General features: G+C 63.7%; 27 protein-coding genes and 1 tRNA gene. 16 read left to right on the forward strand and 12 right to left on the reverse strand.

The window, feature by feature from the left end:
• Positions 1-137: 137 nt before the first annotated feature.
• Positions 138-1,133: an aldo/keto reductase gene (locus tag C7I87_RS13000; RefSeq protein WP_149904601.1), complete on the reverse strand. Its 996-nt coding sequence runs from the start codon at positions 1,131-1,133 to the stop codon at positions 138-140.
• A gap of 96 nt (positions 1,134-1,229) precedes the next feature.
• Between C7I87_RS13000 and C7I87_RS13005 the strand changes: the two genes are divergently transcribed.
• The 5 genes from C7I87_RS13005 to C7I87_RS13025 all read left to right on the forward strand — a co-directional run bounded on the left by C7I87_RS13005 (position 1,230) and on the right by C7I87_RS13025 (position 6,209).
• A complete protein-coding gene (locus C7I87_RS13005; protein ID WP_149904602.1) occupies positions 1,230-2,120 on the forward strand; it encodes a LysR family transcriptional regulator in 891 nt (296 codons plus the stop codon).
• A gap of 60 nt (positions 2,121-2,180) precedes the next feature.
• Complete coding sequence (locus C7I87_RS13010; RefSeq protein WP_149904603.1) at positions 2,181-2,750, forward strand: cytochrome b; 570 nt, start codon at positions 2,181-2,183, stop codon at positions 2,748-2,750.
• Positions 2,751-2,818: 68 nt separating this feature from the next.
• The gene (locus C7I87_RS13015) at positions 2,819-3,394 is read left to right on the forward strand and encodes a YceI family protein (RefSeq protein WP_149904604.1); all 576 of its coding nucleotides are present in this window, start codon (positions 2,819-2,821) and stop codon (positions 3,392-3,394) included.
• Positions 3,395-3,479: 85 nt separating this feature from the next.
• Positions 3,480-4,466: a Gfo/Idh/MocA family protein gene (locus C7I87_RS13020; protein ID WP_149904605.1), complete on the forward strand. Its 987-nt coding sequence runs from the start codon at positions 3,480-3,482 to the stop codon at positions 4,464-4,466.
• 84 nt (positions 4,467-4,550) lie between these two features.
• On the forward strand, positions 4,551-6,209 hold the full coding sequence (locus tag C7I87_RS13025) for an FAD-binding dehydrogenase (RefSeq protein WP_149904606.1): 1,659 nt from the start codon (positions 4,551-4,553) through the stop codon (positions 6,207-6,209).
• 67 nt (positions 6,210-6,276) lie between these two features.
• On the opposite strand, the gene C7I87_RS13030 is transcribed toward C7I87_RS13025, so the two are convergent.
• Positions 6,277-6,353: transfer RNA gene (locus C7I87_RS13030), tRNA-Arg, on the reverse strand.
• A 259-nt stretch (positions 6,354-6,612) separates the two neighbouring features.
• Positions 6,613-8,100 carry a sensor histidine kinase gene (locus C7I87_RS13035; protein WP_149904607.1) on the reverse strand — a complete coding sequence of 496 codons (1,488 nt, stop codon included), beginning with the start codon at positions 8,098-8,100 and terminating at the stop codon, positions 6,613-6,615.
• Between the two features lie 277 nt (positions 8,101-8,377).
• Between C7I87_RS13035 and rpmH the strand changes: the two genes are divergently transcribed.
• The 4 genes from rpmH to C7I87_RS13055 all read left to right on the forward strand — a co-directional run bounded on the left by rpmH (position 8,378) and on the right by C7I87_RS13055 (position 11,443).
• Positions 8,378-8,512, forward strand: a complete 135-nt coding sequence (gene rpmH / locus C7I87_RS13040) for a 50S ribosomal protein L34 (RefSeq protein WP_008833937.1) — start codon at positions 8,378-8,380, stop codon at positions 8,510-8,512.
• A 14-nt stretch (positions 8,513-8,526) separates the two neighbouring features.
• Positions 8,527-8,880 (forward strand): ribonuclease P protein component, encoded by a 354-nt coding sequence (gene rnpA / locus C7I87_RS13045; protein ID WP_149904608.1) that lies wholly within the window; start codon positions 8,527-8,529, stop codon positions 8,878-8,880.
• A 14-nt stretch (positions 8,881-8,894) separates the two neighbouring features.
• Entirely contained in the window at positions 8,895-10,715 is a 1,821-nt protein-coding gene (gene yidC / locus C7I87_RS13050; RefSeq protein ID WP_149904609.1) for a membrane protein insertase YidC, read from the forward strand.
• 167 nt (positions 10,716-10,882) lie between these two features.
• Positions 10,883-11,443, forward strand: a complete 561-nt coding sequence (locus tag C7I87_RS13055) for a fasciclin domain-containing protein (protein WP_149904610.1) — start codon at positions 10,883-10,885, stop codon at positions 11,441-11,443.
• 204 nt (positions 11,444-11,647) lie between these two features.
• Here the strand turns inward: C7I87_RS13055 and C7I87_RS13060 are convergent, their stop codons facing one another.
• Genes C7I87_RS13060 through C7I87_RS13070 form a run of 3 tightly spaced genes read right to left on the reverse strand, consistent with a single transcriptional unit; the run spans position 11,648 to position 14,941 of the window.
• On the reverse strand, positions 11,648-13,195 hold the full coding sequence (locus C7I87_RS13060) for a DHA2 family efflux MFS transporter permease subunit (protein ID WP_149904611.1): 1,548 nt from the start codon (positions 13,193-13,195) through the stop codon (positions 11,648-11,650).
• Complete coding sequence (locus C7I87_RS13065; RefSeq protein ID WP_149904612.1) at positions 13,192-14,484, reverse strand: HlyD family secretion protein; 1,293 nt, start codon at positions 14,482-14,484, stop codon at positions 13,192-13,194. Before C7I87_RS13065 ends, C7I87_RS13060 begins: the two co-directional genes overlap by 4 nt.
• Complete coding sequence (locus tag C7I87_RS13070; RefSeq protein WP_149904613.1) at positions 14,477-14,941, reverse strand: MarR family winged helix-turn-helix transcriptional regulator; 465 nt, start codon at positions 14,939-14,941, stop codon at positions 14,477-14,479. The genes C7I87_RS13065 and C7I87_RS13070 overlap by 8 nt, the downstream gene beginning before the upstream one ends.
• A 175-nt stretch (positions 14,942-15,116) precedes the next feature.
• On the opposite strand from C7I87_RS13070, the gene C7I87_RS13075 reads away from it, so the two are divergent.
• From C7I87_RS13075 to yihA, 3 genes are all read left to right on the forward strand, one after another.
• Complete coding sequence (locus C7I87_RS13075) at positions 15,117-15,431, forward strand: hypothetical protein (protein WP_149904614.1); 315 nt, start codon at positions 15,117-15,119, stop codon at positions 15,429-15,431.
• Between the two features lie 122 nt (positions 15,432-15,553).
• A complete protein-coding gene (locus C7I87_RS13080) occupies positions 15,554-16,192 on the forward strand; it encodes a CatB-related O-acetyltransferase (protein ID WP_188393832.1) in 639 nt (212 codons plus the stop codon).
• Complete coding sequence (gene yihA / locus C7I87_RS13085; protein ID WP_149904616.1) at positions 16,189-16,848, forward strand: ribosome biogenesis GTP-binding protein YihA/YsxC; 660 nt, start codon at positions 16,189-16,191, stop codon at positions 16,846-16,848. The genes C7I87_RS13080 and yihA overlap by 4 nt, the downstream gene beginning before the upstream one ends.
• 117 nt (positions 16,849-16,965) lie before the next feature.
• Here yihA and C7I87_RS13090 read toward each other — a convergent pair whose 3' ends face one another.
• On the reverse strand, positions 16,966-17,700 hold the full coding sequence (locus C7I87_RS13090) for a TetR/AcrR family transcriptional regulator (RefSeq protein ID WP_149904617.1): 735 nt from the start codon (positions 17,698-17,700) through the stop codon (positions 16,966-16,968).
• Positions 17,701-17,828: 128 nt separating this feature from the next.
• Between C7I87_RS13090 and C7I87_RS13095 the strand changes: the two genes are divergently transcribed.
• The gene (locus C7I87_RS13095) at positions 17,829-19,019 is read left to right on the forward strand and encodes an HlyD family secretion protein (protein WP_149904618.1); all 1,191 of its coding nucleotides are present in this window, start codon (positions 17,829-17,831) and stop codon (positions 19,017-19,019) included.
• Between the two features lie 74 nt (positions 19,020-19,093).
• Entirely contained in the window at positions 19,094-20,689 is a 1,596-nt protein-coding gene (locus C7I87_RS13100; protein WP_149904619.1) for a DHA2 family efflux MFS transporter permease subunit, read from the forward strand.
• Between the two features lie 117 nt (positions 20,690-20,806).
• On the opposite strand, the gene msrB is transcribed toward C7I87_RS13100, so the two are convergent.
• The 4 genes from msrB to C7I87_RS13120 all read right to left on the reverse strand — a co-directional run bounded on the left by msrB (position 20,807) and on the right by C7I87_RS13120 (position 23,576).
• Positions 20,807-21,310: a peptide-methionine (R)-S-oxide reductase MsrB gene (gene msrB, locus C7I87_RS13105; RefSeq protein ID WP_149904620.1), complete on the reverse strand. Its 504-nt coding sequence runs from the start codon at positions 21,308-21,310 to the stop codon at positions 20,807-20,809.
• Between the two features lie 226 nt (positions 21,311-21,536).
• Positions 21,537-22,094, reverse strand: coding sequence for a fasciclin domain-containing protein (locus C7I87_RS13110; protein ID WP_149904621.1), 558 nt, complete (start codon positions 22,092-22,094; stop codon positions 21,537-21,539).
• A gap of 223 nt (positions 22,095-22,317) precedes the next feature.
• Entirely contained in the window at positions 22,318-23,040 is a 723-nt protein-coding gene (locus C7I87_RS13115) for an anti-sigma factor (RefSeq protein ID WP_149904660.1), read from the reverse strand.
• Complete coding sequence (locus C7I87_RS13120) at positions 23,037-23,576, reverse strand: sigma-70 family RNA polymerase sigma factor (protein ID WP_149904622.1); 540 nt, start codon at positions 23,574-23,576, stop codon at positions 23,037-23,039. Before C7I87_RS13120 ends, C7I87_RS13115 begins: the two co-directional genes overlap by 4 nt.
• Positions 23,577-23,715: 139 nt before the next feature.
• Here C7I87_RS13120 and C7I87_RS13125 point away from each other — a divergent pair, with 139 nt between their 5' ends.
• Positions 23,716-25,215, forward strand: coding sequence for an amidase (locus C7I87_RS13125; RefSeq protein WP_149904623.1), 1,500 nt, complete (start codon positions 23,716-23,718; stop codon positions 25,213-25,215).
• A gap of 161 nt (positions 25,216-25,376) precedes the next feature.
• Entirely contained in the window at positions 25,377-26,270 is an 894-nt protein-coding gene (argB, locus tag C7I87_RS13130; protein ID WP_149904624.1) for an acetylglutamate kinase, read from the forward strand.
• A 28-nt stretch (positions 26,271-26,298) separates the two neighbouring features.
• Here the strand turns inward: argB and C7I87_RS13135 are convergent, their stop codons facing one another.
• Positions 26,299-26,757, reverse strand: a complete 459-nt coding sequence (locus tag C7I87_RS13135; RefSeq protein ID WP_149904625.1) for a RidA family protein — start codon at positions 26,755-26,757, stop codon at positions 26,299-26,301.
• Positions 26,758-26,816 lie beyond the last annotated feature (59 nt).

Consider the following 26,816-nt stretch of genomic DNA (forward strand, 5'->3'; position numbering starts at 1 on the left):
AACACGCCTCCCGCAACATTGCGCAACAGGCCCCTCGTGGGGGAGATGTCCGGCAGGACAGAGGGGGGGCGCCTCGCGCCAACGTCTCAACAAAAAGGGCGCCGAAGCGCCCTTTCTGTTCCGCGATTTGCACCCACTCACCCATTCACCAGCGCCAGCAACTCCTCGGTATAGCGCTTGCCCGTCACCTTGTCGGGCGACAGCGCATCGCCGATCGATGCCACCTCGGCCGCACTCAACTCGATTTCGGCCGCCGCCGTGTTCTGCTCCAGATGGTGGATTTTTCGGGCGCCGGGGATCGGCACGATGAAATCGCCCTGGTGCAGCACCCAGGCCAGCGCCAGCTGCGCCGTGGTGACGCCCTTCTCCGCCGCCATCTTTTCCAGTGTGGCGATCACCTCAGCATTGGCGGCCATGGCGTCGGCCTGGAAGCGCGGCAAGCCGCGGCGCCAGTCGTCGTCGCTCAGGGTCTCGGGCTTGGCGATCGTGCCGGTGAGCAGGCCGCGGCCGAGCGGGCTGTAGGGCACGAAGCCGATGCCGAGTTCGCGGCAGACTGCGAAGACCTCGTCTTCCGGATCGCGGCTCCACAGCGAATATTCGCTCTGCACCGCCGCGATCGGGTGGACGGCGTGCGCCCGGCGGATGGTGGCGGCACTTGCTTCCGACAGGCCAAGCGCCCGCACCTTACCCTCACGCACCAGTTCGGCCATGGCGCCGACCGTATCCTCGATCGGCACGTTCGGGTCGACCCGGTGCTGGTAGTAGAGGTCGATGACATCGGTGCCGAGCCGCTTCAGCGAGGCCTCGGCGACGGCCTTGACGTGCTCGGGACGGCTGTCGACACCGGCCATGCGATCCATGCCGGTGCCTTCCTCCAGGATCTTGAAGCCGAATTTGGTCGCGATCGTCACCTTGCCGCGAACCGATTTCAGCGCCTTGCCCAGCAGGATCTCGTTCTCGTAAGGCCCGTAGACCTCCGCCGTGTCGAAGAAGGTGACACCGATCTCGACGGCGCGGTGCAAGGTGGCGATTGCCTCGGCTTCCGGCTGGCCGCCGTAGGCAAAGCTCATGCCCATGCAGCCGAGGCCGACCGGGAAGACTTCGAGTTCAGTTCCTAGCTTGCGAGTTTTCATCACGCGTCTCCTTGTTGTGAGGCGGCAGAAATAACGCCTTGCAGCCCGTTCGATAATCGGCTGTTCTTAGTACGGGTCGTTCCAAGAAATAGATCAATGAACCGAGCACATCTCTCACAGCTTGCTGTGCTGGCAACCGTTGCCCAATGCGGCAGTTTTCGCGGTGCCGCCAGAGAACTGGCGATCGCGCCTTCGGCGGTGAGCCATGCGGTCTCCAGCCTGGAGGCACGGCTTGGCGTGCGCCTTCTGGCGCGCAGCACGCGCAGTGTCGCTCCGACCGAGGAAGGCGCGCAGTTGCTGGAGAGGTTGCGTCCGGCTCTGTCGGAGATTGATCTGGCACTGGAGACGGCTGTCGAGGCGCGTGACCGGCCCGCCGGCAATTTGCGGCTCAGCGTGCCGCGCACGGCGGCGCATCTGGTGCTGACGCCACGGCTCGGCGCCTTTGCGTCAGCCTATCCCGACATCGTGCTGGAGATCGTCATCGAGGACCGCTTCACCGACGTCGTCGAAGGCGGCTTCGACGCCGGTGTGCGGCTCGGCGAGAGCCTGCAGCGCGACATGATCGCGGTGCGCATCGGGCCTGACATTCGTGGCGCGGTGGTGGGCGCGCCGGCCTATTTCGAGACAAGCCCCAAGCCGCGCCATCCACGCGATCTCGCCGACCATCGCTGCATCCGCTTCCGCTTTTCCAGCGGCATTCTCTACCGCTGGGAGTTCGAGAAGGACGGCGAAGCGATCGAGCTGGCGGTGCAGGGACCGCTGATCCTCGACGAGGACCATCTGATCGCCAACGCCGCGGTCGACGGCGCCGGCCTTGCCTTCGTCTTCGAGGACTATGTCCGCGCGCCGCTTGCCGACGGCCGGCTGATCCGCGTCCTAGAGGACTGGTGCCCATCCTTCGGCGGTTTCTTCGTCTACTACCCGAGCCGCCGGCAAATGCGGCCGGCATTGAGGGCTTTCGTGGACTTTTTCAAGGTGAGCAGATAGGCCCCTCCCCATCAGGGGCAAAGGTGGAAGAAACCCGGCCCGGCATTCGTTCGCCTTTCCATGCAGACGATCACCAACACCGCGACCCGCTACGGCTGGGCAAGCATCGTCCTCCACTGGCTGGTCGGGCTTATCTTCATCGGCCAGTTCATACTCGGCTTCGTCATGGTTAGGACCTCGAGCCAACGCACGGCCTTCGAACTGATCCAGCTGCACAAATCGCTCGGCTTTCTGCTGCTTGGCCTCATCATCCTGCGCATCGCCTGGCGGCTCGGCAATGCGACACCGCCCTTGCCGCCTTCTGTCGGCACCCTGGAGCGCCGGACGGCACCGCTGGCGCATCTGGCGCTTTATGCCTTCCAGCTCGCCCTGCCTTTGTCCGGCTGGGCGCTGGTGTCGGTTTCGACGCTGGAAATCCCCAGCATGCCGTTCAACCTGTTCGTCATGCCCAACCTGCCGCTGCCCGAATCCGACGCCGCCGAAAGTTTTTGGGCGTCGGCGCACTGGTATCTCGCCTATGCCAGCATCGCGCTCGTTGCGCTGCATATCTGCGCGGCCCTGCGCCACCATTTCCTGCTGCGCGACAGCGTGCTCACGCGCATGATCACGCCTTCGTCAGCCGGGGAATAGAACGGGCGTTGGTCTCGTTTGTGAGGTGAGGACGCGAGAGAGCGTTGCTCCAAACAAGGAATAATCCAATGCATGCGCGAACCCTCGGATTGGCGGCTGCCGCCGCCTGCCTTGCCATGCCCGTCTATGCGGCAGTCGTGCTCGGCGATGCCGCCGGCAGCTATACGATCAGCCAGGCCGGCTCCGCGATCCGCTTCACCATCGGCAAGGCCGGCGGCGGCGGTTTCGACGGCGCCTTTGCCCGTTTCAAGGGCACGATCCGCATCGACAACAATGACGTCGGCCGCTCGAAGGTCGATCTCACCATCTATCCGGAAAGTGTCGGCACCGGCCAGGGCCGCATCGATGCCTTCCTGCGCTCCGACGCGGTGTTCGACGCGGCCAACAGTCCCGAAATCCAGTTCCGTTCGACCAGCGTGACGCGCACCGGCGACACGACGGCGCTCGTCACCGGCCGGCTGACGGCGCGTGGCAAGACGTTTCCGGAAAAATTCAACGCCGAGCTCGACGGGTTGAAGGGCGGGACGATCAAATTCCATGTCACCGGCAAGGTGCTGCGCTCGCGCTACGGCATGGATGTCGGCACGCCGCTCTATTCCAACGTCGTCGATTTCGACATGACGCTGACGGGGAGAAGGGGCTGAGAGGCTGCGGTACCGAGCACCCGCATTGGCTTTTCCACGGATTTCGGGCAAACCTCCGTGCCTGTAAGCGACATGGAGAAGCGTGATGTTCCGATGGGGTGTGTTGTCGACGGCCAAGATCGGCCGCGAGCAGTTGTTGCCGGCAATCGTCGAGGCGGAGAACGGCGTGCTGTCGGCGATCGCCAGCCGTGACCTGTCGAAAGCCAAGGCATTGGGCGACCGCTTCGGTGCCCGCCATGCCTTCGGCTCCTATGAGGACCTTCTCGCTTCCGACGAGGTCGACGGCGTCTATATCCCCTTGCCGACCTCGCAGCATGTCGAATGGACGGCCAAGGCCATCGAAGCGGGCAAGCATGTGCTGGTCGAAAAGCCGCTGGCGCTCGACGCCAAGGACATCGCCCCCCTGATCAAGCTGCGCGACCAGAAGAAAGTGCTGGTCTGCGAAGCCTTCATGGTGATCTACCATCCGCAATGGATCAAGGTGCGTGACCTTATCGCCAGCGGCGCCATCGGCCGGCTTCGCCATGTGCAGGGCGCTTTCTCCTACTACAATGTCGACCCCAACAACATGCGCAACAAGCTCGATCTCGGCGGCGGCGCGCTGCCCGACATCGGCGTTTACCCGACCGTGTCGACGCGCTTTTCGACCGGCAAGGAGCCGCTGCGCGTCCAGGCGACGATCGAGCGCGACAAGACATTCGGCACCGACATCTATTCCTCGATCCGCGCCGATTTCGGCGATTTCGAACTGTCCTTCTATTTGTCGACCCAGATGGCGGCACGCCAGGTGATGGTGTTCCACGGCGAGAAGGGTTTCATCGAAGTGTTCTCGCCCTTCAACGCCGGGCTGTACGACCATCACCGCGTCGAACTGCACAACCAGAACCACACCGAGGCGCAGGTGTTCCGCTTCCCCGGCACACAGCAGTACAGGCTCGAGGTCGAGACCTTCGCGCGGGCAGCACTTGGCGGCAAGGAGCGGGTCTTCACGCTCGAAGAATCCGTGCTCAACCAGAAAGTCATCGACGCCATCTTCCGCGCCGGCGACACAGGCGGCTGGGAGACCGTCTGAGTCATCGTTTGGCGCAATTCCGGACGGAAAACCGCCTCGCACCTTTCCTGGAATTGCTTGCTTAGCCGGTTAACTGGAGGAAAAATGGCTGACGACGCGGATGTGATCATTGTCGGCGCCGGCCTTGCCGGGCTGGTTGCCGCCGCCGAGCTTGCCGAGGCCGGGAAGAAAATCATCGTCGTCGACCAGGAGCCGGAGCAATCGCTGGGCGGCCAGGCGTTCTGGTCGTTCGGCGGGCTTTTCCTCGTCGATTCACCGGAGCAGCGGCGCATGCGCATCCGCGACTCCCATGATCTGGCGCTCGAGGACTGGATGGGCACCGCCGCCTTCGACCGGCCGGAGGATTTCTGGCCGCGCAAATGGGCCGAGGCCTATGTCGGCTTTGCCGCCGGCGAAAAGCGCTCCTGGCTGATGGCGCGCGGGTTGAAGTTCTTTCCGGTCGTCGGCTGGGCCGAACGTGGCGGCGGCAATGCCATCGGCCACGGCAATTCCGTGCCGCGCTTCCACATCACCTGGGGGACCGGTCCCGGCGTGCTCGAGCCTTTCGTGCTGCAAGTGCGCGAGGCGCACAAGCGTGGATTGATCGACTTCAGGTTCCGCCACCGGGTCAATGAGCTGACGCGGACGGGTGCAGCCGTGACCGGCGTACAGGGCGACATCCTGCAACCGAGCACTGTCGAGCGTGGCCACAAGAGCTCGCGCGAAATATCAGGCGATTTCGCATTGCAAGCGCAGGCGGTGATCGTCGCCTCCGGCGGCATCGGCGCCAATCACCAGCTTGTTCGTGAAAACTGGCCCAAGCGGCTGGGCAACGCGCCGAAGCGCATGATCACCGGCGTGCCCGACCATGTCGACGGCCGCATGCTCGCGGTCACGGAACGGGCCGGCGGCTCGATCATCAACCGCGACCGCATGTGGCACTATGTCGAGGGCATCAAGAACTGGGCGCCGATCTGGACCGACCATGCTATCCGCATCCTGCCCGGCCCGTCCTCGCTGTGGCTCGATGCCCAGGGAAAACGCCTGCCGGTGCCGCTCTATCCCGGTTTCGACACGCTGGGCACGCTCAGCCATATCATGAGCACCGGCTTCGACTATTCCTGGTTCATCCTGACTAAGAAAATCATCCAGAAGGAATTCGCGCTGTCGGGCTCCGAACAGAACCCCGATTTGACGGGAAAAAGCTGGCGCCAGGTGCTCGGCCGCGCCACGTCGGGCATCCCCGGCCCGGTCAAGGCGTTCATGGAAAAGGGCGAGGATTTCATCGTCGAGGCCGAATTGCCAAAGCTGGTCGCCCGCATGAACGCGCTGGCCGGCGGCGACCCGCTGCTCGATGTGGCAGGGGTAGAACGCGAGATCCGCGCCCGCGACACGCAGCTCGACAATCCGTTCTCCAAGGACATGCAGATCACCGCCTTGCGCGGCGCCCGCGCCTATCTCGGCGACCGGCTGATCCGCACGGCCAAGCCGCACAAGATGCTAGACCCGGCGAACGGGCCGCTGATCGCGGTGCGCCTCAACATCCTGACCCGCAAGACGCTGGGCGGGCTGCAGACCGATCTCGACAGCCGCGTGCTGGATGGCGATGGCCAGCCGGTGCCGGGCCTCTATGCCGTTGGCGAAGCCGCCGGTTTCGGCGGCGGCGGCGTGCATGGCTATGCGGCGCTCGAAGGCACGTTCCTGGGTGGCTGTATCTTTTCGGGCCGCAGTGCGGGAAGGGCGGCGGCGCGGTCGGTGACATGAGACGGCAGCGGCTTGCCCGCGCTCGGCCGAGCCGTTGCCATCGACGAACTGCAGTCTAGGAAAGTTTTGGCGCGCCCGAAGAGATTCGAACTCCTGACCCCCAGATTCGTAGTCTGGTGCTCTATCCAGCTGAGCTACGGGCGCGCATCAGGCCATGTTTTCGACGGCCCCGCGATCCGGTCCGAAAGACCGGCCGCGAATGTGTGCAGTTCCCTAACGACTGAATTTGCGAAAAGCAAGCCGATCCGGCAAAAGTTTTGTCGCAAGCCTGTCATGCGGCGATGCCGGCGCCGATCCCGGCCCTTCGATCCGCCGTGGACCGGCCAGAATCCAGACGGCGGACGATCGGGAACGGCCAGCGATGGGGCCGGGAGGCAAGTAACCGGGAAACGGCACGGAAGCGTCAGGCCGGACGGCGCAGGCTGCCACGGGCCTGGTCGAGCCGCACCGGCTGGTCGGGGATGGTGACCGCGAATGTCGTGCGCCCGCCAATCGACTCGACCAGTTCCACCGTGCCGCCATGCGCGCGGATCAGTTCGTGCGCGATCGCCAGGCCAAGGCCAGTGCCGCCGCTGCGCGCCGAGCCGCGGAAGGCCGCGAACAGGTTTTCGCGCGCCTTCGGCGGCAGGCCGGGGCCGGTGTCGGTGACGGCGATGCGGCTGACACTGCCCATGCGCTCGGCCGAGACCGCCAGCCGCCGCACCACGGCGCTTTCGGTATCGGCCGCCATCGCCTGCACCGAGTTGCGACAAAGATTGGTGAGCACCCGGAAGAGCTGGTCGGAATCGGCGTCAACCTCGAATGCCCCTTCGACGGCGTTGATGAACTCGATGCCTTCCTCGATGTCGAGCAGGCCGTGCACGTCCTCGACCAGCTGGCGCAGCCTCACCCTGCGGCGCGAAGGCGGCGGCTCCTGCGTGCGGCCGTAGTGAAGCACGCCCTCCGAATAGGAGACGGCGCGGTCGAGCGCGCGCAACAGTTTTGGCGCGAAGGCCTGCACGGTCGGATCCTTGACCTGGCGCAGGCGGTCCGACATCAGCTGGGCCGAGGCCAGTATGTTGCGCATGTCGTGGTTGATCTTCGACACGGCGAGACCGAGGTCGGCAAGATGCTTCTGCTCAGCCAGCATCTTTTGCAGCCGCTCCTGCATCTGCGACAGTTCGCGCTCGGCCACTCCGATCTCGTCGGCGCGGTCGGCGGGGTGAATGATCCGCCCGGGATCGTCGGGGGCCTCGGAGAAGGACAGCATCGAGCGCGTCATGGTGCGGATCGGGCCGATCATGATCAGGTCGATCGCGGCATAGACCAGCATGGCCGTGAACAGTGAGATCAGAAGTGAGACGAAGGCGACGTTGCGCGAATAGATGAGCATCGCCTTGCGCAGGGAGTAGTCCGGCATGATCAGCTCGAACTCCTTGTCGCTGTCGCCGACCGGTCCGAAAACCCGCAGCATCCTGTCGCCGCCGAAGAACAGCGTGTCCAGCGCGCCGGTCATGCCCTTGACCATGCCGACGCTGGCGAGATCGATGTGTTCGTCGACCTGCGGCGGCATGTCGGCCACCACCAGAAGCCGCGAGACGCCGCCGTCGCGCACCGCGATCGCCTTAGCACCGATGGCCATCAGCACGTCATTCTGGGCCGTTCGCGACAGCGAGGTCGAATCGCCCTGCACCAGCACGATCGACACGGCGGCTGCCGTGCTCAGCCTCTCCTTGAGCCAGCTCAGCCTATAGCTGGCGATCCAGGGCAGGAAGATCAGCACTTCGGCCAGCAGCACGAAGACGATGGTGAGCAGCAGCAGCTTCGTCGACAGACCGCGCGACAGGGGTACCGTGCGGACAGCGGCTGACGCCGTTCCGGTTCCTTCCCCTGCTTGGCTGGCTTCGCTCATGCGACTCGATCTTCACAATCACTTGATCAGCCAAGATTAGGCGATTACGGCTTTTTTGCCAATTTCTCCCTTGGTCGGAAAAATAGATGCTCCAAAAACGGTGCGTCTTTAGCGCGCCGACGCCGGATTGACTTCCAAAACCCTTCTTTCTATAAGCCCGCTCACGCTCGGGCCATTCGTCCCGGCGCGGTTTCGATCGCGCCAAAACCGGCCCGGCAAAGCTCCTGTTACAAAGTGACAGAATCAAGAAGGGCCGCACCCCGCGGTATTAAAACAAATGAAGCGTACCTACCAACCGTCCAAACTCGTCCGCAAACGCCGGCACGGCTTCCGTGCTCGCATGGCCACCAAGGGTGGCCGTGGCGTCGTCGCAGCTCGCCGCAACCGCGGCCGCAAGCGGCTCAGCGCCTAAGCGAGACGAGATCGTTGCCCGCAACCGGCAAGCCAGTGGGGCAAAATCCCAAGCGGCTTCTGAAACGCGCGGAATTCCTGGCCGTCCGTCGTGGTGAAAAGCGACGCGGACGGTTTTTCCTCGTCGAGGTCCTCGACCGCGGCGATGGCGGGGTGCCGCGCGTCGGCTTCACCGTCACCAAGAAGGTCGGCAACGCCGTTGTGCGCAACCGCGTCAGGCGGCGGCTGAAAGAAGCCGTCCGCGTCCATGCGGCAGATGACATGGTGCCCGGCAATGATTATGTCATCGTCGGGCGCGATGATGCGCTGCGCGCCCCTTTCGGCCAGTTGAAGGCCGAACTCTCCCGCCGACTTCGCGGAACACGATAGGCCAAGGGCTCTCGATGGAAAACAACCGGAACTTCTTCATCACCATCGCGCTGTCGGTGCTGATCCTGGCGGTGTGGCAGTACTTCTACGTGCTGCCGCGCAGCGAGGCACAACGCGAGGCGGCCCGCATCGAGCAGCAGCGCGTCGAGGAACAGAAGAAGGCGGCCGACGCCGCCAATCCGGGCGCATCGACGCCGGCGCCGGGCACTACGGCCCCGGGCGCCATTCCCAACGCCCCCGGCGGTGATGTCGTCACCGCGGCCAGCCGCGATCAGGCGCTGGCGGCTTCCAAGCGCGTCAAGATCGACACGCCGAGCCTCGAGGGCTCGATCAATTTGACCGGCGCGCGGCTCGATGACCTCAAGCTCAAGCACTACACCGAAACCGTCGACAAGAATTCGCCCGAGATCGAACTGCTCAACCCGCAGGCGCTGCCCACCGGCTATTTCGCCGAGATCGGCTTTGTCGGCAACGACAAGACCGGCGCGGTGCCGGGTGCCGAAACGGTGTGGAGCGTGGACGGCAATCCGACGCTAACCCCGTCCACGCCAGTGACGCTCACCTACACCAACGACAAGGGCCTGACCTTCAAGCGCACCTTCTCCGTCGACACCAACTACATGTTCACGGTGTCGGACACGGTGCAGAATGCCGGATCGAGCGCGGTTTCGCTGTTCAATTACGGCCGCGTCACGCGCTACGACAAGCCGGCCGTCGCCAGCACCTACGTGCTGCATGAAGGCCTGATCGGCTTCACCGGCACGGAAGGCCTGCAGGAGCACAAATACGCGTCGGTCGAGAAGGACAAGCAGTACCAGCCCGGCAAATCGACCGACGGCTGGCTCGGCATCACCGACAAATACTGGGCCGTCACGCTGGTGCCGACGGAGAAGCAGCCGTTTCAGCCGCGCTATGCCTATTTCGAGGACGGTCGCCACCGCTACCAGTCCGACTTCCTGACCGACCCGATCAATGTCGCGGCTGGCCAGTCGGCGACCGTCGAGACCGAAATCTTCGCCGGCGCCAAGGAAGTCGCCAAGATCAACGCCTATGCCGAAGACCGCCACATCAAGCGGTTCGACCTCTTGATCGACTGGGGCTGGTTCCACTTCATCACCAAGCCGATGTTCTGGCTGATCGACACGCTCTACAAATTCCTCGGCAATTTCGGCCTGGCGATCCTGGCCACCACCGTCATCGTCAAGGCCCTGTTCTTCCCGCTCGCCAACAAATCCTACGCGTCGATGGCGAACATGAAGAAGGTGCAGCCCAAGATGCTCGAGATCCGCGAGAAATACGCGGACGACAAGATGAAGCAGCAGCAGGCGATGATGGAGCTGTACAAGACCGAGAAGATCAATCCGCTCGCCGGCTGCTGGCCGGTGGCGCTGCAGATCCCAGTCTTCTTCTCGCTCTACAAGGTGCTCTACATTACCATCGAGATGCGCCACGCGCCGTTCTTCGGCTGGATCCAGGATCTGGCCGCACCCGATCCGACATCGATCTTCAACCTGTTCGGGCTCGTTCCGATCACGCTGCCGCACATGCTGATGATCGGGGTGTGGCCACTGATCATGGGCGTCACCATGTTCCTGCAGATGCGCATGAACCCGACGCCGCCGGACCCGACGCAGGCCGCGATCTTCACTTGGATGCCCGTCATATTCACCTTCATGATGGCGGGTTTCCCGGCGGGTCTCGTCATCTACTGGGCCTGGAACAACACGCTGTCGATCCTGCAGCAGGGCGTGATCATGAAGCGCCAGGGCGCCAAGATCGAGCTTTGGGACAATCTGGTGGCGCTGTTCCGCAAGAAACCCTCGCCGGCGGAATAGCCGGCAACTCCCCTCCTCAAGGCCCGCTCGTCCGGGCCTTTTTGTTTCCGAAGGCGTCGGATCACGTTCCCGTGATCGGCGAAACTGCAGGCATTCGCGGGGCGTGACTGCTTGTGCGTTTCCAAAGGCTATCAATTCCGATCAGCCCTCACCCGGAGGAAGACCACATGCGCTTGCCCACATTCAGGACCATCGCCTTTTCCGCACTTGTCGCTAGTGCGGCAATCGCCGCTCCAGCCTACGCCAAGGACCCCATGGTCGGAGGCGCGGCGATGTATGCGACCAAGAACATCGTCGAGAACGCCGTCAACTCGAAGGACCACACGACGTTGGTCGCCGCCGTCAAGGCGGCCGGCCTGGTCGACACGCTGCAGGGCGCCGGCCCGTTCACTGTCTTTGCGCCGACCAACGAAGCTTTCGCGGCACTGCCGAGCGGCACAGTCGACACGCTGCTCAAGCCCGAGAACAAGGACAAGCTCACCAAGGTGCTGACGGCCCATGTCGTGGCCGGCAAGATTTCAGGCGCCGATATGTTGAAGAAAGCCAAGGCGATGGGCGGCAAATACGAGATGAAGACCGTCTCGGGCGACACGCTCACCGCCGAAGTCAAGAAGGGCAAGCTCTACATCATGGACGAGTCTGGCGGCGAGGCGAAAGTGACGATCGCCGACGTCAACCAGTCGAACGGCGTCATTCACGTCGTCAACAAGGTGCTGTTGCCGAAGTAACGGCTTCCGGCGAAAGGGGCGTTGGCAGATCGTTGGGGCTTTCTCGGTCCGCCATCGCCGCCTCATGACGAGGTGCCATGTTTCTTGGGAGGCCGTATCGGCGAGGCCGGGGTCCTGTAGTCCCTCACAGGACCCCGGTTTCTTTTTGCCTACCCGTGAGGACGGTCGGGCTTCAGCGTTCGAAGCCCGACCTTTTCCGGCACGTCACTCCATGACCGCGCTATGGTCGACCTTGGCCGGCGTGCCCGGCTTGCGCAGCAGGAGCACCAGCGGGATGGCGGCCAGCGACAGGATCATCATCAGCTTGAAGTCATTCATGTAGCTGATGATCGTCGCCTGCAGCGTCACCACGCCGTCCAGCGCGGCGCGGCCGGCGGCGGTATAGGGGTTCATCGCATGGAAGATCGCCGGATCGCTGAACGCCTGGTTGAAGGGCGTAACATAGGTGGCGATGTTGGCGTGGTTGATCTGCACATTCTGCGTCAGAAGCGCGGTGACCACCGATATGCCGACGCTGGAGCCGATGTTGCGCGACAGATTGTAGAGGCCGGTGCCTTCGGCCCGTCGCTCGGGCGCCAGCGTGGCGAAGGTGATGGTGGTCAGCGGAACGAACAGGAAGCCGAGCCCCGCACCCTGGATGAAGCCGGTGGAGATGATGGTCCATTGCGAAACGTCGGGCGTCCAGCCGGTCATGTCGTACATCGCCCAGGCGGTGATCAGCAGGCCGATCAGCAGCAGCCATCGTGTATCCACCTTGCCGATCAGCCTGCCAACCAGGAACATGCAGGCCATCGTGCCGAGGCCGCGCGGCCCCATGACGATGCCGGCCGTCACCACGGGATAGCCCATCAGCGTCTGCAGATAGGGCGTCATCAGCGCCAGCGAGGCGAGGTATGTGATGCCGATGATGAAGATGAAGATCATGCCGACGGCGAAATTCCGGTCCAGGAAAAGCCGCGGATTGACGAAGGTGTTGCGGGCAGTGAAGGTGTGGACAAGGAAGATGTAGAAGGCCGACGCGCAGATCACCGCCTCGACGATGATCTCGGATGACGAGAACCAGTTGAGCTGCTCGCCGCGATCGAGAAACATCTGCAGGGCGGCGATCGTTATGCTGAGCATGCCGAAACCCAGCCAGTCCAGCCTTGCCTTGAAGTCCAGCTTGGTTTCCAGGACGTACAGCGACACGCCGGCGAAGGCCAGCGCGCCGATCGGCACGTTGATGTAGAACACCCAGCGCCAGCTGACATTTTCGGTCAGCCAGCCGCCGATGACCGGTCCCAGCACCGGCCCGACCATCACCGAAATGCCGAACAGCGCCATAGCGGAGCCGCGCTCTTCCACACTGTAGATATCGAGCAGGATGCTCTGCGACAGCGGCACCAGGGCCGCGCCGAACAGGCCCTGCAGCAGGCGGAAGCCGACGATCTGCGGCAGCGACTGGGCGAAGCCGCACAGCACCGAGGCGACGACGAAGCCGGTGATCGAGGTCAGGAGGATGCGCTTGCGGCCGAAGCGGTTGGCAAGGTAGCCCGAAGGCGGCGTCATCACCGCCGCCGCCACGATGTAGGAGGTCAGCACCCAGTTGATCTGGTCGGCGCTGGCCGAGACGCTGCCCTGGATATAGGGCAGCGCGACATTGGCGATGGTCGTGTCCAGCGCCTGCATGATGACGGCCAGGATCACGCAGGCGGTGATGGCGCCGCGATTGGCGACCACCGGCGTGGCACCTGTCGCGGACGCGCTGGTCATGACTTTTGCCCGAACAGGCCGATGAGATTGGTGACGAAGTCCGGCAGGCCGCGTGCATGGCCGGTGTCGACGTCGACGACCACGCTCATGCCGCCGCGCAGCGGCGGTTTGCCCTCGAGATCATCAATCGTCACGCGCATCGGGATGCGCTGCACGACCTTGACCCAGTTGCCGGTGGTGTTCTGCGCCGGCAGCAGCGAGAAGCTCGACGACGAGGCGGGGCTGATCGAGGCGACGGTACCGTGCCAGACGGCACCCGGATAGGTGTCGACGCTGATCGTCGCCGTCTGTCCCGGCCTGACATAGGTCAGCTCGGTTTCCTTCGGGTCCGCCGCGATCCACAGATCCGTCGACGAGACCAGGCTGAACGCCGGCTGCGAAGCCGGCAGGTACTTGCCGACCTGTAGCGCGTCGACATTGGTGACGATGCCGTCGAACGGCGCCTTGACCACGGAATCAGCGAGGTTGCGCTGCGCATCGTCGACGCCCGACTGGGCCTGCAGGTAGAAGGGGTTCTTCTCCACCGGCTGGTTGGCGTCGCCGCCGAGTTGGGCGAGCGTGGCCTGCGCCTGCGCCTTGGCGACGGACACTTTCTGGCGCGCGGCGACGAGGTCGTGCTGGGCGCTGTCGAAAGACGCCTTCGAGGCGGTGGATGTCTTGAGCAGATCCTGCTGCCGCTGGAAGGCGGCCTCGTAATAAGGGATGTCGGCCTGGGCCTGTTCGATCTGCACCAGCGACTGCTGGTAGCTCGCCTCCAGGGTCAGCACCTGGTTGCGTACCGTGCCGAGCTGGGCCTGGGCGGCGGCGAGAGCGGTCTCGAAGGAGGCCGGCCGCAGGCGAAACAGCACGTCGCCCTTCTTCACGGCCTGGTTCTCATGCACGTCGATCTCCTGCACCGTGCCGGAGACGTCGGTGGAGACGCCGAGCGACTGGGCCTGGATGTAGGCATTGTCGGTCGTCATCAGCTGGCCGCCGGTGACATAATAGTAACCGCCGACGACGAGCGCGACGGGAAGCAGGGCAAAAAGGACGGGCCGCGTCAGGCTGCGCTTCGGTTTGGCCGGAACAGGAGGGGCAACGGCGGCAGGGGCCTGCTGTGGCTGCGGCTCCTTGGCCGGAGCCTCGAGTGCCGCCGGCTCCAGGGCGACCGGCGCTTCCAGCTCGTCATTGTCGATGACGACGCTGGTCCGCCTCTGCTCCCGCTCATTGTCGAGCTGGATAATCTGGTCGGTCCGACCGGCCGGTGTCTCGTCTCCGGCAGGCTTCTTTGGGGATATTGATTCAGCCATGTACTTTCTCCCGGTCGACGGCTGGCCGGGTGCAAGCCGCGAGCAGATTGGATTTGATCAAGCTTAAGGTTTGCAGCAGATGCTGCTGTGTCTCAGACGAAAGGCCGGCGAAGGCCTCGTCTCGTGTTTTCTGGCCGTTGCCGCGCATGATCTCGAGCAGCGGATGGGCTTGGGGTGTCAGGTAAAGCAGCCAGGCCCTGCGGTCGGCGGGATCGGGCCGGCGCTCGACGAAGCCGCGCGCCTCCATCTTGTCGAGCAGCCGGGCGAGCGTGATCGGCACGATCTCGATGAGGTCGGCGAGCTTGTTCTGATGGATGCCTTCATGCAACGAAAGGTACGCCAGCACCTGCCACTGGGCTCGGGTCAGCCCCGATGCGCGCGACCGCTGCTCGAACCGCTTGCGAAGCAGGCGCGCGACGTCGTGCAGCACGAAGCTGATATTGGGGGATGAGGGCATGGGAGGAGATCGGGGTCGACTGATAACTTTTCGTGAGCATGCTTATTATCATCATGCACATAATCCTGCTGGACGCCTCGCGCAAGACCGATTAAGCCCCGGGGACGAAAAAACGCATGGGCCACCGCGCGGAAAACGCGCCAGGCGGCGAGATTGTCCGGCAAGGATTTTGGCGATGGATTGGATCAGGATCGCGGCCGTCACGGCTCTCATTGGGTGCCCCGCTGCCGCGGCTGCGAAGGATGCGGTCAGCTGTGGCGGTGCCGCCATGCTGGGCGGCGCGCAGCTCAACTGCAGCCATGTCGAACCCAAGGCACCGCCGCAATTCTGCACGTTTAGCTGGGATCTCCACACGGTGGCGGGAGATCAGAAGGTCGTCGAAGGCACCTTCATGCTGCCGCCCGGAGCGTCGAACGTACAGGTCTACCAGGGCAGTGGTTTCGACAGCGCGCTGTCCAACCCGATCGTGATCTGCCGCGGCAACAAATGAGCGTGGCGAGCAAGGAAGGCTCGCTCGTCAGCAGATTGATGCTATAGGGCGGATCACGTTATTTTGACCAGGCACGCGGATTCCGGATCTGCGTGGCTTTCACTTCCCGGACGGACTTCGACATGGACGGACCCAACCCCGGCATCAAGCACCCGATCCCGATGCACGCGCGCGTCAGCTTCCTAAAGCCTCTGGTGACAGTGCCGAACATCGAGATCGGCGACTTCACCTATTATGACGACCCGGACGGGCCGGACAAATTCGCCGAAAAATGCGTGCTGCATCACTATCCCTTCATCGGCGACAAGCTCATCATCGGCAAGTTCTGCGCCATCGCCGAAGGCGCGCGTTTTATCATGAACGGCGCCAACCACGCCATGTCCGGCTTCTCGACCTATCCGTTCAACATCTTCGGTCATGGTTGGGAAAAGGGCTTTGATGCGGCGACCTGGTCGAAGGAAGTGCGCGGCGATACCGTGGTTGGCAACGATGTCTGGATCGGCATGGAGGCGGTGATCCTGCCCGGCGTGGAAATAGGCGATGGCGCCATCATCGCCGCCAAATCGGTGGTGACGCACGACGTGCCGCCCTATGCGATCGTTGCCGGCAACGCGGCCAAAATGGTCAAGATGCGTTTCGACGACAGGACGATCCGGCGGCTGCTGGCGGTGGCATGGTGGGACTGGCCGGTGGACAAGATCGGTCGCAATCTCGATGCCATCAGGGGCGCCGATATCTCTCTTCTGGAGGCAGCAGTTTGAACGTTCCCAGCAGCACCGCAATCGGCACCGACCTGTTCACGCGCGGATGGATTTTCATCCGCGGCGTGCCGGCCATGAAGTTCCTGCCGCCGGAAGGGCCGCCGGAGATTGCCTTTGCCGGCCGCTCCAATGTCGGCAAGTCGTCGCTGATCAACGCCCTGGTCAACCAGAAGGGGCTGGCGCGTACCTCCAACACGCCGGGGCGCACGCAGGAGCTCAACTATTTCGTGCCGGACGGGTTTTCGGGCGAAGGCGCCGACCTGCCGCCAATGGCGCTGGTCGACATGCCGGGCTACGGCTACGCCACCGCGCCCAAGGAGAAGGTCGACGAGTGGACCAAGCTGGTCTTCGACTATCTCAAGGGCCGTGTCACGCTGAAGCGGGTCTATGTGCTGATCGATGCCCGCCACGGCATCAAGGCCAAGGACGACGAGGTGCTGTCGCTGCTCGACAAGGCGGCGGTGTCCTACCAGATCGTGCTGACCAAGACCGACAAGATCAAGGCCGCCGCCGTGCCGCGGCTGATCGAGGAGACCTTGGTCAAGATCAAGAAGCGGCCTGCGGCGTTTCCGTTCGTGCTGGCGACATCATCGGAAAAGGGCGAAGGCCTCGAGGAATTGCAGGCCGCGATCGTGCTTGCCGCCAATGGCGGCTAAAGCCTGGGGCGGCTAAAAACCCGGGATAGGTTCGTCCATCGGGACAGGCAGCCTTCTAACTCTCTGTTTTCACGCAATTCGCACGGAAAACCGCTACGCACTTTTCCTGGAATTGCTTTAGGGCTTTGCCTCCAGGGCGATCATCTGGTGGCTTTCCTCCTCGACGAGCCTCTCGGTGCCGTAGGCTTTCAGGAACATGTCGACGCCCGACCTGACAATGTGGTCGATCTCGTCCTGGGTCGGGGCCTTGGTACGGTAGGCAAAGATGCACTGCCGAAAAAGACCGGCCAGGCACAGTTCGGTGAACTGGTACGCGGCGAGGTCGACATCGTCGATCTTGAGCAGGCCGCGCTCGATGCCGGCGTTGAGGAACGTCGCGACCTTGTCATGGCCGCGTTTGGGCCCGCGTTCGTAGAAGCGGGCGCCCATGTCCGGTATCCTGTCGGAAGCGCCGATCACCGTGCGCTGCGCCTGGATTACCCTGGCCGAGGTGATCTTCATGGACAGCACCTTGCCGAACTTGACCAGCGTCTGGCGCAGGTCGTCGGCGCGGTCGAGCATGTCATACATGTTCTTGAAGATGGTGCCGCGCTCTTCCTCGATCAGCGCTTCGAACAGCTCTTCCTTATTGGCGAAGTAGACATAGATGGTCCCCTTGGAGACACCGGCCTCGCGCGTGATGTCGTTCATCGAAGCGGCCTCGAAGCCCTTTTCGATGAAGACACGGCGGGCGCCGTCGATGATCTGGCTGCGCTTGACCGGATCCTGTCCGGCCGCCGGGCGGCCGCGGCGCAGACCATCCAGTAGGTCTTCGCACGGGTCGGTTTCGGTGTTGCGCACGGGCTCAACCATAAAAGTCACACCTCGAAAATAATTCGAACCAACCGGTTCGATTGCCCCTTGATATGGTCCTCTTTACACGCTATGTCAACGCCCAGATCGAACCGAACGGTTCAGTATTATAACATTAGAGAGATGTCATGTCCTCGAACACTCCCGCCACCGCCGAAGTCCGTCCTTTCCCCAACGCCAAGGTTGCCCCGGCGACGGAAGCCCCCGACGTGCATGTCCAGCCGGTCGTCGCACCGCCGCCGGAGGCTGATGCTCCGGCCAAGAAGAAGCGTTCGGTGCGCTCGTTCCTGTTGCCGATCATCGGCCTTGCCCTTTTGAGCGGCGGCGCCTGGTACGGCTATGACTACTGGACTACGGGCCGCTTCATGATCTCGACGGATGACGCCTATGTCCAGGCCGACATGGCGTTCGTCTCGCCGAAAATTTCCGGCTATGTCGATCAGGTCCTGGTCAGCGAGAACCAGCAGGTCAAGGCCGGCGATCCGCTGCTGACGATCGATGCCGGCGACTACAAGATCGCCGTTGGCCAGGCCGAGGCGCAGATCGCAACGCTGGCCAAGACGCTCGACCGCATCGACGCGCAGACCAAGGCCGCGCAGGCCTCCCTGCAGCAGGCACAGGCGCAGAAGGTCGCCGACCAGGCGGCCGCCGACAATGCCGGCCGCGCCCAGCAGCGCGCCGCGCAACTGGTCAAGACTCATGTCGGCACGCAGGCCCAGCTGGACGACGCCCAGACCGCGCTCGACCAGGCCAAGGCCGCGCTCGTCGGCGCCGACGCGCAGATCGCCGCCGCGCAGGCCAATATCGGCGTGCTCGAGGCGCAGCGCGCCGAATCCGCCAGCACGCTGGCGTCGCTGCAACTCGGCCGCGACAAGGCCGCACGCGACCTCTCCTTCACCGTGCTTAAGGCGCCGTATGACGGCGTCGTCGGCAACCGCTCCGTTGAGCAGGGCGATCTGGTCAGCCCCGGCCAGAAGCTCGCCGTGGTCGTGCCGATGGACAAGCTCTACGTCGTCGCCAATTTCAAGGAGACGCAGCTTGCGCGGCTCGTGCCCGGCGAAAAGGTCAACATCTCGGTCGACGCCATCGACGGCCACCCCATCCAGGGAACCGTCTCCTCGCTGGCGCCGGCGTCAGGCGCGGTGTTCTCGCTGCTGCCGCCGGAAAACGCCACCGGCAACTTCACCAAGGTGGTGCAGCGCGTGCCGGTCCGCATCGACGTGCCGGCCGATGCGCTGAAAACCGGCAAGCTGCGCGCCGGCTTGAGCGTCGTCGTCGCCGTCGACAGCCGCACCGCGCCTGCCGCGACCAGTAACTAATCGCTTTTCGGAGGGCGGCTTGGTGGCTGACTGAAGCACCTAGCCGCCCGGCCTGCCTCAAGGAGGCTCAGGACATGGCAACCGCAACCATCACCGCAGGAGCGCCGCCGGCGATACCGGCCGCGCCCGACACCATTTCGACACGACGCATCATCGCTTTCCTGGCGATGGTGTTCGGCATGTTCATGGCGATCCTGGACATCCAGATCGTCTCGGCCTCGCTGGCCGAGATCCAGGCCGGCCTCAGCGCCAGCTCCGACGAGATCCCGTGGGTGCAGACGGCCTATCTGATCGCCGAGGTGGTCATGATCCCGCTGTCGGGCTTTCTCAGCCGGATGCTGTCGACGCGCGTGCTGTTCACCGTCGCGGCCGCTGGCTTCACCGCGGCCAGTGCGCTGGCTGCGACCGCCACGAACATCGACCAGATGATCGTCTATCGCGCCGTGCAAGGTTTCATCGGCGGCGGCATGATCCCGAGCGTCTTTGCCGCGGCCTTCACTATCTTCCCGCCGTCGCGCCGCGCCATCGTCTCGCCGATGATCGGCCTGGTGGCGACGCTGGCGCCGACCATCGGCCCGACCGTCGGCGGCTATATCAGCCACGCCTTCTCATGGCACTGGCTGTTCCTGGTCAATGTCGTGCCCGGCATTCTGGTGGCGACCGCGGCCTGGTCGCTGATCGATTTCGACAAGCCCAATCTCAAGCTGTTCTCGAAGTTCGACTGGTGGGGCCTCGCCGGCATGGCCGCTTTCCTCGGCTGCATGGAGTATGTGCTCGAGGAGGGTCCGAACAATGACTGGCTGCAGGACCAAGCCGTGTTCATCTGCGCCATCATCATGACCATCGGCGCGGTGATCTTCTTCTGGCGTGTCTTCACGGCCGAGGAACCGATCGTCGACCTCAAGGCGTTCAGCAACATCAATTTCGCCTTCGGCTCGCTGTTTTCCTTCGTCATCGGCATCGGCCTCTATGGCCTGACCTATCTCTATCCGGTCTTCCTCGGACGCATCCGCGGCTACGATTCGATGATGATCGGCGAAGCGCTGTTCGTCAGCGGCCTGGCCATGTTCGTCACCGCGCCCATCTCCGGCATCCTGTCGAGCAAGATGGACCTGCGGCTGATGATGATGATCGGCCTGTTCGGCTTCGCCACCGGTACGTGGTGGATGACGCATCTGACCGCCGACTGGGACTTTTACGAGTTGCTCATCCCGCAGATCCTGCGCGGCTGTTCGATGATGCTGTGCATGGTGCCGATCAACAATATCGCGCTGGGCACCTTGCCGCCGGACCGGCTGAAGAATGCATCCGGCCTGTTCAATCTGACCCGCAACCTCGGCGGCGCGGTCGGCCTTGCCCTCATCAACACGGTGCTGATCGACCGCAATGCCTTCCACTATGCCCGGCTCTCCGAGCATGTGCAGTGGGGCAGTGCCGCCGCGCAGACCAAGCTCCAGAACATGACGCTCAATTTCGAGCAGACCACCGGCCTGGACGCCACAAGTGCCGCGATCTCCAAGCTGTCGGGCATGGTCCACCAGCAGGCGGCGCTGCTGTCCTTCATGGATGTGTTCTATCTGCTTACCGTGCTGTTCGGGACGCTTGGGTTCTTCACCATGCTGATCAAGAAGCCGGCGGCGCCCGGTGGTGGCGGAGGCGGCGGGCACTGAAGCAAAGAAAAGTGGGCAGCGGTTTCGGGAAGCTCCTCCAGTCCACGCCCGAAAAGCTCTGACCACGCAAAAAACTCCGGGCCGCAAAGCCCGGAGTTTTTTATTGCCCTGGTGTCGTCAGGCGGTCGCCGGCTTGAAGGTCAGCGCCACGCCATTGATGCAGTGGCGCAGGCCGGTCGGCGCCGGGCCGTCGTCGAAGACATGGCCGAGATGGCCGCCGCAACGGCGGCAATGCACTTCGGTGCGGGTCATGCCCAGCGAGCGGTCCTCGGTCTTGCCGATGCCATTGGCGATCTCCTGCCAGAAGCTCGGCCAGCCGGTGCCGGAATCGAACTTCGTCTCCGAGGGATAGACCGGCAGATCGCAGCCGGCGCAGGCGAAGATCCCCTTGCGGTGTTCGTTGAGCAGCGGGCTGGTGCCGGGATACTCCGTGCCTTCCTTGCGCAGCACGTTGAAGGCGGCCGGCGACAGGATGGCTTTCCACTCGTCTTCGGTCTTGGTGACCTCGAATTTCTCGGCGGCTTGCGCGGCCTGCGGGGTGCCCATGCGCAGCATCGTTGCCGCGGCACCGATAAGGCCGATGGCGGCGGCACCGCTCAAAAGAAAGTCGCGACGGTTCATGACCAGTTCCTCCTGTCGTCTGTTTTGCCAAACTATGCCGTCGCCCGAAAGTCAAAAGCCGGTGACGGTTGCCCAAAACGACACTCCGCGCCGCTCCACGGGTGACCGTGGGCGGCGCGGAGCACGCGTGTCGATTGCGCATCACGGCAGCGAGACGGCGCGATCGACGGAGGGCTCTTGCAGCAGGTTCGTCGGCGGCAAGCGCCTCGTTACATCTTCCACCCGATCACATCTTCGGGAGCAGAACCTTGTCGATGACATGGATGACGCCGTTGGACTGTTCGACATCGGCGATCGTCACATTGGCGACATTGCCGTTCTCGTCGGTGACGGTGACCTTGCCGCCATCGGCTTTCAGGGACAGTTCGCAGCCTCCGACCGTCTTGACCTTGTGGGTGCCGCCATCGGCCTTGGCCATCGCGGTCACATCCGCTCCCATCGCCTTGGCGGCGATCACGTGGCAGGCCAGGATCTTGGTGAGCTTGTCCTTGTTCTCGGGCTTGAGCAGCGTGTCGACCGTGCCGGTCGGCAGTGCGGCGAAGGCTTCGTTGGTCGGCGCGAAAACGGTGAACGGGCCGGCGCCCTGCAGCGTATCGACCAGGCCTGCGGCCTTGACGGCGGCGACCAGCGTCGTGTGATCCTTCGAATTGACGGCGTTCTCGACGATGGTCTTGTTGGCATACATGGCGGCGCCGCCGACCATCGGGTTTTCGGCATAGGCAGCGGTGGCAAGCGCGGAGACAGCGATCGTACCGGCGAGCAAAAGGGTGGCGAATCTACGCATGATATTAAAACTCCTCGGGTTTTCTCTTCCCATTTTTGGGAACGTGAGGAGATACGCAACACAGGCACGCTAGTTTCAGAATATTCGTGGATTTTTAAGTTATTTTCATCCTCGAATAAATTTTCCGGGCACGACAGTTTTCCGGCTTACAGGCCTGTTAGACATGTATGGTAAAAGACAGACTGCCAAATTTCTATCTTGGTTTCACAGTCCGAGGGGTCGATCAGATGCCCTTCAAATCACCCGCGGCGACGACGGGTCCGGTCGGCTGGCCGGTCGGCGAGCCTCCGGCAGGCTCGAGGCTGACCGCCAGTACGGCGCCCTGCGCGAGTTTCTGCTGCACCGCCGGGGCAACCGCCACATGCGCGGTCTGGCCGGCAGGGATGACGCCCATCGAGACCGGGGCATTCTTGCCCTCGATCATCCACAGTTCGAAGTCCTTGCCGGCGGCGCGTTCGCCGGAGACGAGAGAGAGACCGACATCGTGGCGGGCAGCGTCGTAGACGGCCAGATATTTGACGTCGCTGCCGTCAGCCGCCAGCGAGGCGACAAGGCGCGTCTGCGGCTGTCCGGCCGGCGGATTGAGGTAGGGCACGGCGATGTAGAGTGCCAGTGCCGCGACAGCCGCGACCGCAAGACCGCGCCAGAAGGCGAGGCTGGACCACAGGCCGGCACGCGGTTCGGCGGGCGCGCCGGCGACGGATGAAAACAGCCGGCGGTCGATCGCCGGCTTCACCGAAGCCGGCTGCTCGATTTCCGGATAGGCGGATGCCAGCGGCGACAGGCGAACCTCCCAGCCATCGACAAGCCGCGCGAAATCGGTTTCGGCGTCGATGCGCCTGGATGCGATCTGCCGCTCTTCCGCCGGAAGCACGCCGAGAACGTATTCGGCGGCGAACAGGTCGTCGCCCCCACGTTCCGGTCCGTTGTCTTCTGCCAGCGTCATCTTTCCAGACATTCCCTGAGTTTCATCAGGCTGCGGCGCAGCCAGGTACGCATCGTGTTCAACGGCACGCCGTGGCGCTCCGCCAGTTCGGCATAGCTCTCGCCCTTGAGATAAGCACCGCGGACGGCCGCCGCCCGGTCCTTTTCCAATTCATCGAGACAATGGTGGATGCGTTCGGATTCGTCGCCCGCCACCGCCATCGCTTCAGGTCCCAGCGCCGGATCGGCCACGTGGAGCGCGGCATCGATATCGACGGCAGGCTTGCGCCTCGCCCTCACGCGATCGATCGCATGGTTGCGCGCGATCGCGACCAGCCAGGAGATTGGGCTTAGGTCGGAGACAGCAAAACGATCCGCCTTCGTCCAAATCTTGACGAAGACTTCCTGCAGCGCTTCTTCCGCATCTCCCCGGTCGTTCAATACACGAAGGCACACGCCGAAAAGTTTCGCGCTGGTCTGCCGGTAGAGCAGGTCGAACGCTGCCCGGTCCTTCATCGAAGTCCGGACGATCAGCTTGGTGATGTCCTGCGGCGTCATGCGCGCCAAATTAGGCAATTGCCTTGTATTTGCAACGACGGAAATATTCCGTGCACCTAAAGTTCCGCCGTCTTGATCAGGGCTCCGATTGCCAAGGGAATCGCGGCTGGCTAGCTTGGCGGCAACGGGGGGAGCGCGCATGTCTGTCGAACGGATCCTGTGGGAAGAAGACGCAACCGGTCTTGCCGGTCTGGTGCGCAAGGGTGAACTGTCGGCGATCGAGTTGACCGAGGCGGCGATCGCCCGTGCCGAGGCCACCCGCCCCGAAATCAATGCCACGGCAGAGCCGCTCTATGAGGCCGCACGGACCCGGGCAAGGAGCATCGACCGTTCGCTGCCGCTGGCCGGGGTGCCCTTTGCCATCAAGGATCTCGGCATTGCCATCAAGGGCGTGCCCTCGCATGGCGGCAGCCGCATTCCGGCGTGGGTGCCCGATTTCAATTCGGTGATGACCGAGCGCTATCTCGCCGCCGGGTTGATCCCGATCGTCACCTCGACGTCGCCCGAGCATGGGCTGCGGCTGATGACGGAATCAAAGGCCTTCGGCATCACCCGCAATCCCTGGAATACCGGCCACACCACCGGTGGTTCGTCTGGCGGTTCGGCAGCGCTGGTCGCCGCCGGCGTCGTGCCGGTGGCGCACGCCTCGGATGGCGGCGGCTCGATCCGCGTGCCTTCGGCCTGCAGCGGGCTTGTCGGCCTCAAGACCTCGCGCGGGCGTGTCCCGCTGTCGCCGCTGGTGAGCGAAAGCTGGTACGGCATGGTCGTCGATCACGCCGTCACCCGCTCGGTGCGCGACTGCGCGCTGCTGCTCGACCTCACCCATGGTCCCGATACGCTGGCGCCCTATGCCGCGCTGCCGCCGAAGGGCCCGTTCGCCGCCGCCGCAGCGCGCGATCCCGGCAAGCTCAGGCTGGCGGTGTACCGCAAATCGCCGCTTGGCCTGCCGATCTCGGCCGAGACGCTCAAGGCGCTCGACATCGCCGTGGCGCTCGCCCGCGAGGGCGGCCATTCGATCGAGGACATCGAGCTGCCCTTCATCGGCCGCGATTTCTTCGCCGATTTCTGCACGACGGTCGCCTCCGCGGTCGCCGGCTCGTTGCGGGCGGAAGCGCTGCGCGTCGGCCGGTCCGTCACCGGCGACATCGAGCGCGCCACGCGGGTGCTCGGCCGGTTGGGCGAAATGGTCTCGGCCGGCGAAACCTATGCCGGCCTGCAGCGGCTGCATGCCGCCTCGCGGCAACTGATCACCGAGACGGCGCGCTATGATGCGGTGCTGATGCCCATCATCGCACACCCACCGCTCGCCTGCGGCGCCATGGACCCCAAGGGCGCCGACGAGCTGATCGAAAACCTGCTCGACAAGCTTCACCTCACCTCCTTGCTCAAGATCAAGCCACTGTTCGGCCAGTTGATGGACAAGAGCCTTTGGTTCACGCACTGGCCCGCGATCCACAATGTCAGCGGCCAGCCGTCGATCGCGCTCCCCGTCCATGTCACGGACGCCGGCCTGCCACTCGGCATCCAGGCCGCAGGCCGCCCGGGCGACGAGGAAACGCTTTTGTCGCTCGCCGCGCAGATGGAGAAAATCTCGGGCTGGCTGACGCGGCGGGCGACGCTGATGGTGCCGTCACAATGACGACACCGTGAACCGCTCGAATATGACAGCAATGCCATTTGCGGCTCGCGTCAATTCCCGCTAAGACGCCGCCGTCTTTACCTGATGCAGGTCGCCCAAAAAGTGCCCAGCGGTTGTGGGGCAACGACATGCATAGAACCAGAAGCCGGGGAACCACGCCGATGACGGACGTCACCGCCACCGCGGAAATGCAGGCCGCCCTCTTGTCGCGGGCGCTGCCCTACATGCAGCGCTACGAGAACAGAACCGTCGTGGTGAAATATGGCGGTCACGCCATGGGCGATATCGAGCTCGGCAAGGCCTTCGCACGCGACATCGCGCTGCTGAAGCAATCCGGCGTCAACCCGATCGTCGTTCATGGCGGCGGTCCGCAGATCGGCGCCATGCTGAACAAGATGGGTATCGAATCCAAGTTCGAGGGCGGTCTGCGCGTCACCGACCAGAAGACGGTCGAGATCGTCGAGATGGTGCTGGCCGGGTCGATCAACAAGGAGATCGTGGCACTGATCAACGCCGAGGGCGAATGGGCGATCGGCCTGTGCGGCAAGGACGGCAACATGGTGTTCGCCGAAAAGGCGCGCAAGACCATGATCGACCCCGATTCCAACATCGAGCGCGTGCTCGATCTCGGCTTCGTCGGCGAACCGGTCGAGGTCGACCGCACGCTGCTCGACCTTCTTGCACGCTCCGAAATGATCCCCGTGCTGGCGCCGGTCGCGCCCGGCCGCGACGGCCACACCTACAACATCAACGCCGACACTTTCGCCGGTGCCATCGCCGGCGCCTGCAAGGCCTCGCGCCTTCTGTTCCTCACCGACGTGCCGGGCGTGCTCGACAAGGACAAGAAGCTGATCGACGAGCTGACGGTCGCCGAGGCCAAGGCGCTGATCAAGGACGGCACGGTGTCGGGCGGCATGATCCCCAAGGTCGAGACCTGCATCGAGGCGATCGAGCGCGGCGTCGAAGGCGTCGTCATCCTCAACGGCAAGACGCCGCATTCGGTGCTGCTCGAACTCTTCACCGAACACGGCGCCGGTACACTGATCGTGCCTTGATATTTTGCATTTTCGGCGCCTCGGATCCTCAGTCCGGCAGAGCGGCGACGGCCACGATCTCGATGACGAGATCGGGATGGGCAAGTGCGGCAACCCCGATCACTTCCGATGGCGGCGGATTGTTGTAGCTGCAGTGCTTCGGGCAGTGCTCGGCGAAGAACTCGTCCATGACGTCCAGCCGGAAATTGGGCGAGCTCAGCGCGCCGCCGTCTGGAAACGGCCCTTTGACATACTGGGTTATCTTGACGAGATATTCGAGCGAACTGCCGAGTTCTTCCAGATCCGATTTGATGTTCGTCAGAATGGAGCGCCATTGCATCGCCGCGTCGCCAACGGCACCACCCTTGCCGCTCGACGGGTCATAATTCTCGGCTGTGCCTGTATTGCCGGCAAGAAAGACATATCCCTTGGCTCCGGTCACGACAGTGCCTTTGCCCCAAGGCATAAGCCGGCCTCCCTTCATCTTCTTATGCGTGACAAGGTTCATCGATTCCTCCTGCCAGTCACCACAGTCCGATCCCTGGAAATTAGCGCGTTGACCGCTGG

Source organism: Mesorhizobium sp. SARCC-RB16n (genome assembly GCF_008520305.1).
GTDB lineage: Bacteria > Pseudomonadota > Alphaproteobacteria > Rhizobiales > Rhizobiaceae > Mesorhizobium.

What these genes read in the sequence shown, in the direction of transcription:
- C7I87_RS13000 (WP_149904601.1), bottom strand. Translation starts at nt 1,133, where the DNA reads ATGAAAACTCGCAAGCTAGGAACTGAACTCGAAGTCTTCCCGGTCGGC.
- C7I87_RS13005 (WP_149904602.1), top strand. Translation starts at nt 1,230, where the DNA reads ATGAACCGAGCACATCTCTCACAGCTTGCTGTGCTGGCAACCGTTGCC.
- C7I87_RS13010 (WP_149904603.1), top strand. Translation starts at nt 2,181, where the DNA reads ATGCAGACGATCACCAACACCGCGACCCGCTACGGCTGGGCAAGCATC.
- C7I87_RS13015 (WP_149904604.1), top strand. Translation starts at nt 2,819, where the DNA reads ATGCATGCGCGAACCCTCGGATTGGCGGCTGCCGCCGCCTGCCTTGCC.
- C7I87_RS13020 (WP_149904605.1), top strand. Translation starts at nt 3,480, where the DNA reads ATGTTCCGATGGGGTGTGTTGTCGACGGCCAAGATCGGCCGCGAGCAG.
- C7I87_RS13025 (WP_149904606.1), top strand. Translation starts at nt 4,551, where the DNA reads ATGGCTGACGACGCGGATGTGATCATTGTCGGCGCCGGCCTTGCCGGG.
- C7I87_RS13035 (WP_149904607.1), bottom strand. Translation starts at nt 8,100, where the DNA reads ATGAGCGAAGCCAGCCAAGCAGGGGAAGGAACCGGAACGGCGTCAGCC.
- rpmH (WP_008833937.1), top strand. Translation starts at nt 8,378, where the DNA reads ATGAAGCGTACCTACCAACCGTCCAAACTCGTCCGCAAACGCCGGCAC.
- yidC (WP_149904609.1), top strand. Translation starts at nt 8,895, where the DNA reads ATGGAAAACAACCGGAACTTCTTCATCACCATCGCGCTGTCGGTGCTG.
- C7I87_RS13055 (WP_149904610.1), top strand. Translation starts at nt 10,883, where the DNA reads ATGCGCTTGCCCACATTCAGGACCATCGCCTTTTCCGCACTTGTCGCT.
- C7I87_RS13060 (WP_149904611.1), bottom strand. Translation starts at nt 13,195, where the DNA reads ATGACCAGCGCGTCCGCGACAGGTGCCACGCCGGTGGTCGCCAATCGC.
- C7I87_RS13065 (WP_149904612.1), bottom strand. Translation starts at nt 14,484, where the DNA reads ATGGCTGAATCAATATCCCCAAAGAAGCCTGCCGGAGACGAGACACCG.
- C7I87_RS13070 (WP_149904613.1), bottom strand. Translation starts at nt 14,941, where the DNA reads ATGCCCTCATCCCCCAATATCAGCTTCGTGCTGCACGACGTCGCGCGC.
- C7I87_RS13075 (WP_149904614.1), top strand. Translation starts at nt 15,117, where the DNA reads ATGGATTGGATCAGGATCGCGGCCGTCACGGCTCTCATTGGGTGCCCC.
- C7I87_RS13080 (WP_188393832.1), top strand. Translation starts at nt 15,554, where the DNA reads ATGGACGGACCCAACCCCGGCATCAAGCACCCGATCCCGATGCACGCG.
- C7I87_RS13090 (WP_149904617.1), bottom strand. Translation starts at nt 17,700, where the DNA reads ATGGTTGAGCCCGTGCGCAACACCGAAACCGACCCGTGCGAAGACCTA.
- C7I87_RS13095 (WP_149904618.1), top strand. Translation starts at nt 17,829, where the DNA reads ATGTCCTCGAACACTCCCGCCACCGCCGAAGTCCGTCCTTTCCCCAAC.
- C7I87_RS13100 (WP_149904619.1), top strand. Translation starts at nt 19,094, where the DNA reads ATGGCAACCGCAACCATCACCGCAGGAGCGCCGCCGGCGATACCGGCC.
- msrB (WP_149904620.1), bottom strand. Translation starts at nt 21,310, where the DNA reads ATGAACCGTCGCGACTTTCTTTTGAGCGGTGCCGCCGCCATCGGCCTT.
- C7I87_RS13110 (WP_149904621.1), bottom strand. Translation starts at nt 22,094, where the DNA reads ATGCGTAGATTCGCCACCCTTTTGCTCGCCGGTACGATCGCTGTCTCC.
- C7I87_RS13115 (WP_149904660.1), bottom strand. Translation starts at nt 23,040, where the DNA reads ATGACGCTGGCAGAAGACAACGGACCGGAACGTGGGGGCGACGACCTG.
- C7I87_RS13120 (WP_149904622.1), bottom strand. Translation starts at nt 23,576, where the DNA reads ATGACGCCGCAGGACATCACCAAGCTGATCGTCCGGACTTCGATGAAG.
- C7I87_RS13125 (WP_149904623.1), top strand. Translation starts at nt 23,716, where the DNA reads ATGTCTGTCGAACGGATCCTGTGGGAAGAAGACGCAACCGGTCTTGCC.
- argB (WP_149904624.1), top strand. Translation starts at nt 25,377, where the DNA reads ATGACGGACGTCACCGCCACCGCGGAAATGCAGGCCGCCCTCTTGTCG.
- C7I87_RS13135 (WP_149904625.1), bottom strand. Translation starts at nt 26,757, where the DNA reads ATGAACCTTGTCACGCATAAGAAGATGAAGGGAGGCCGGCTTATGCCT.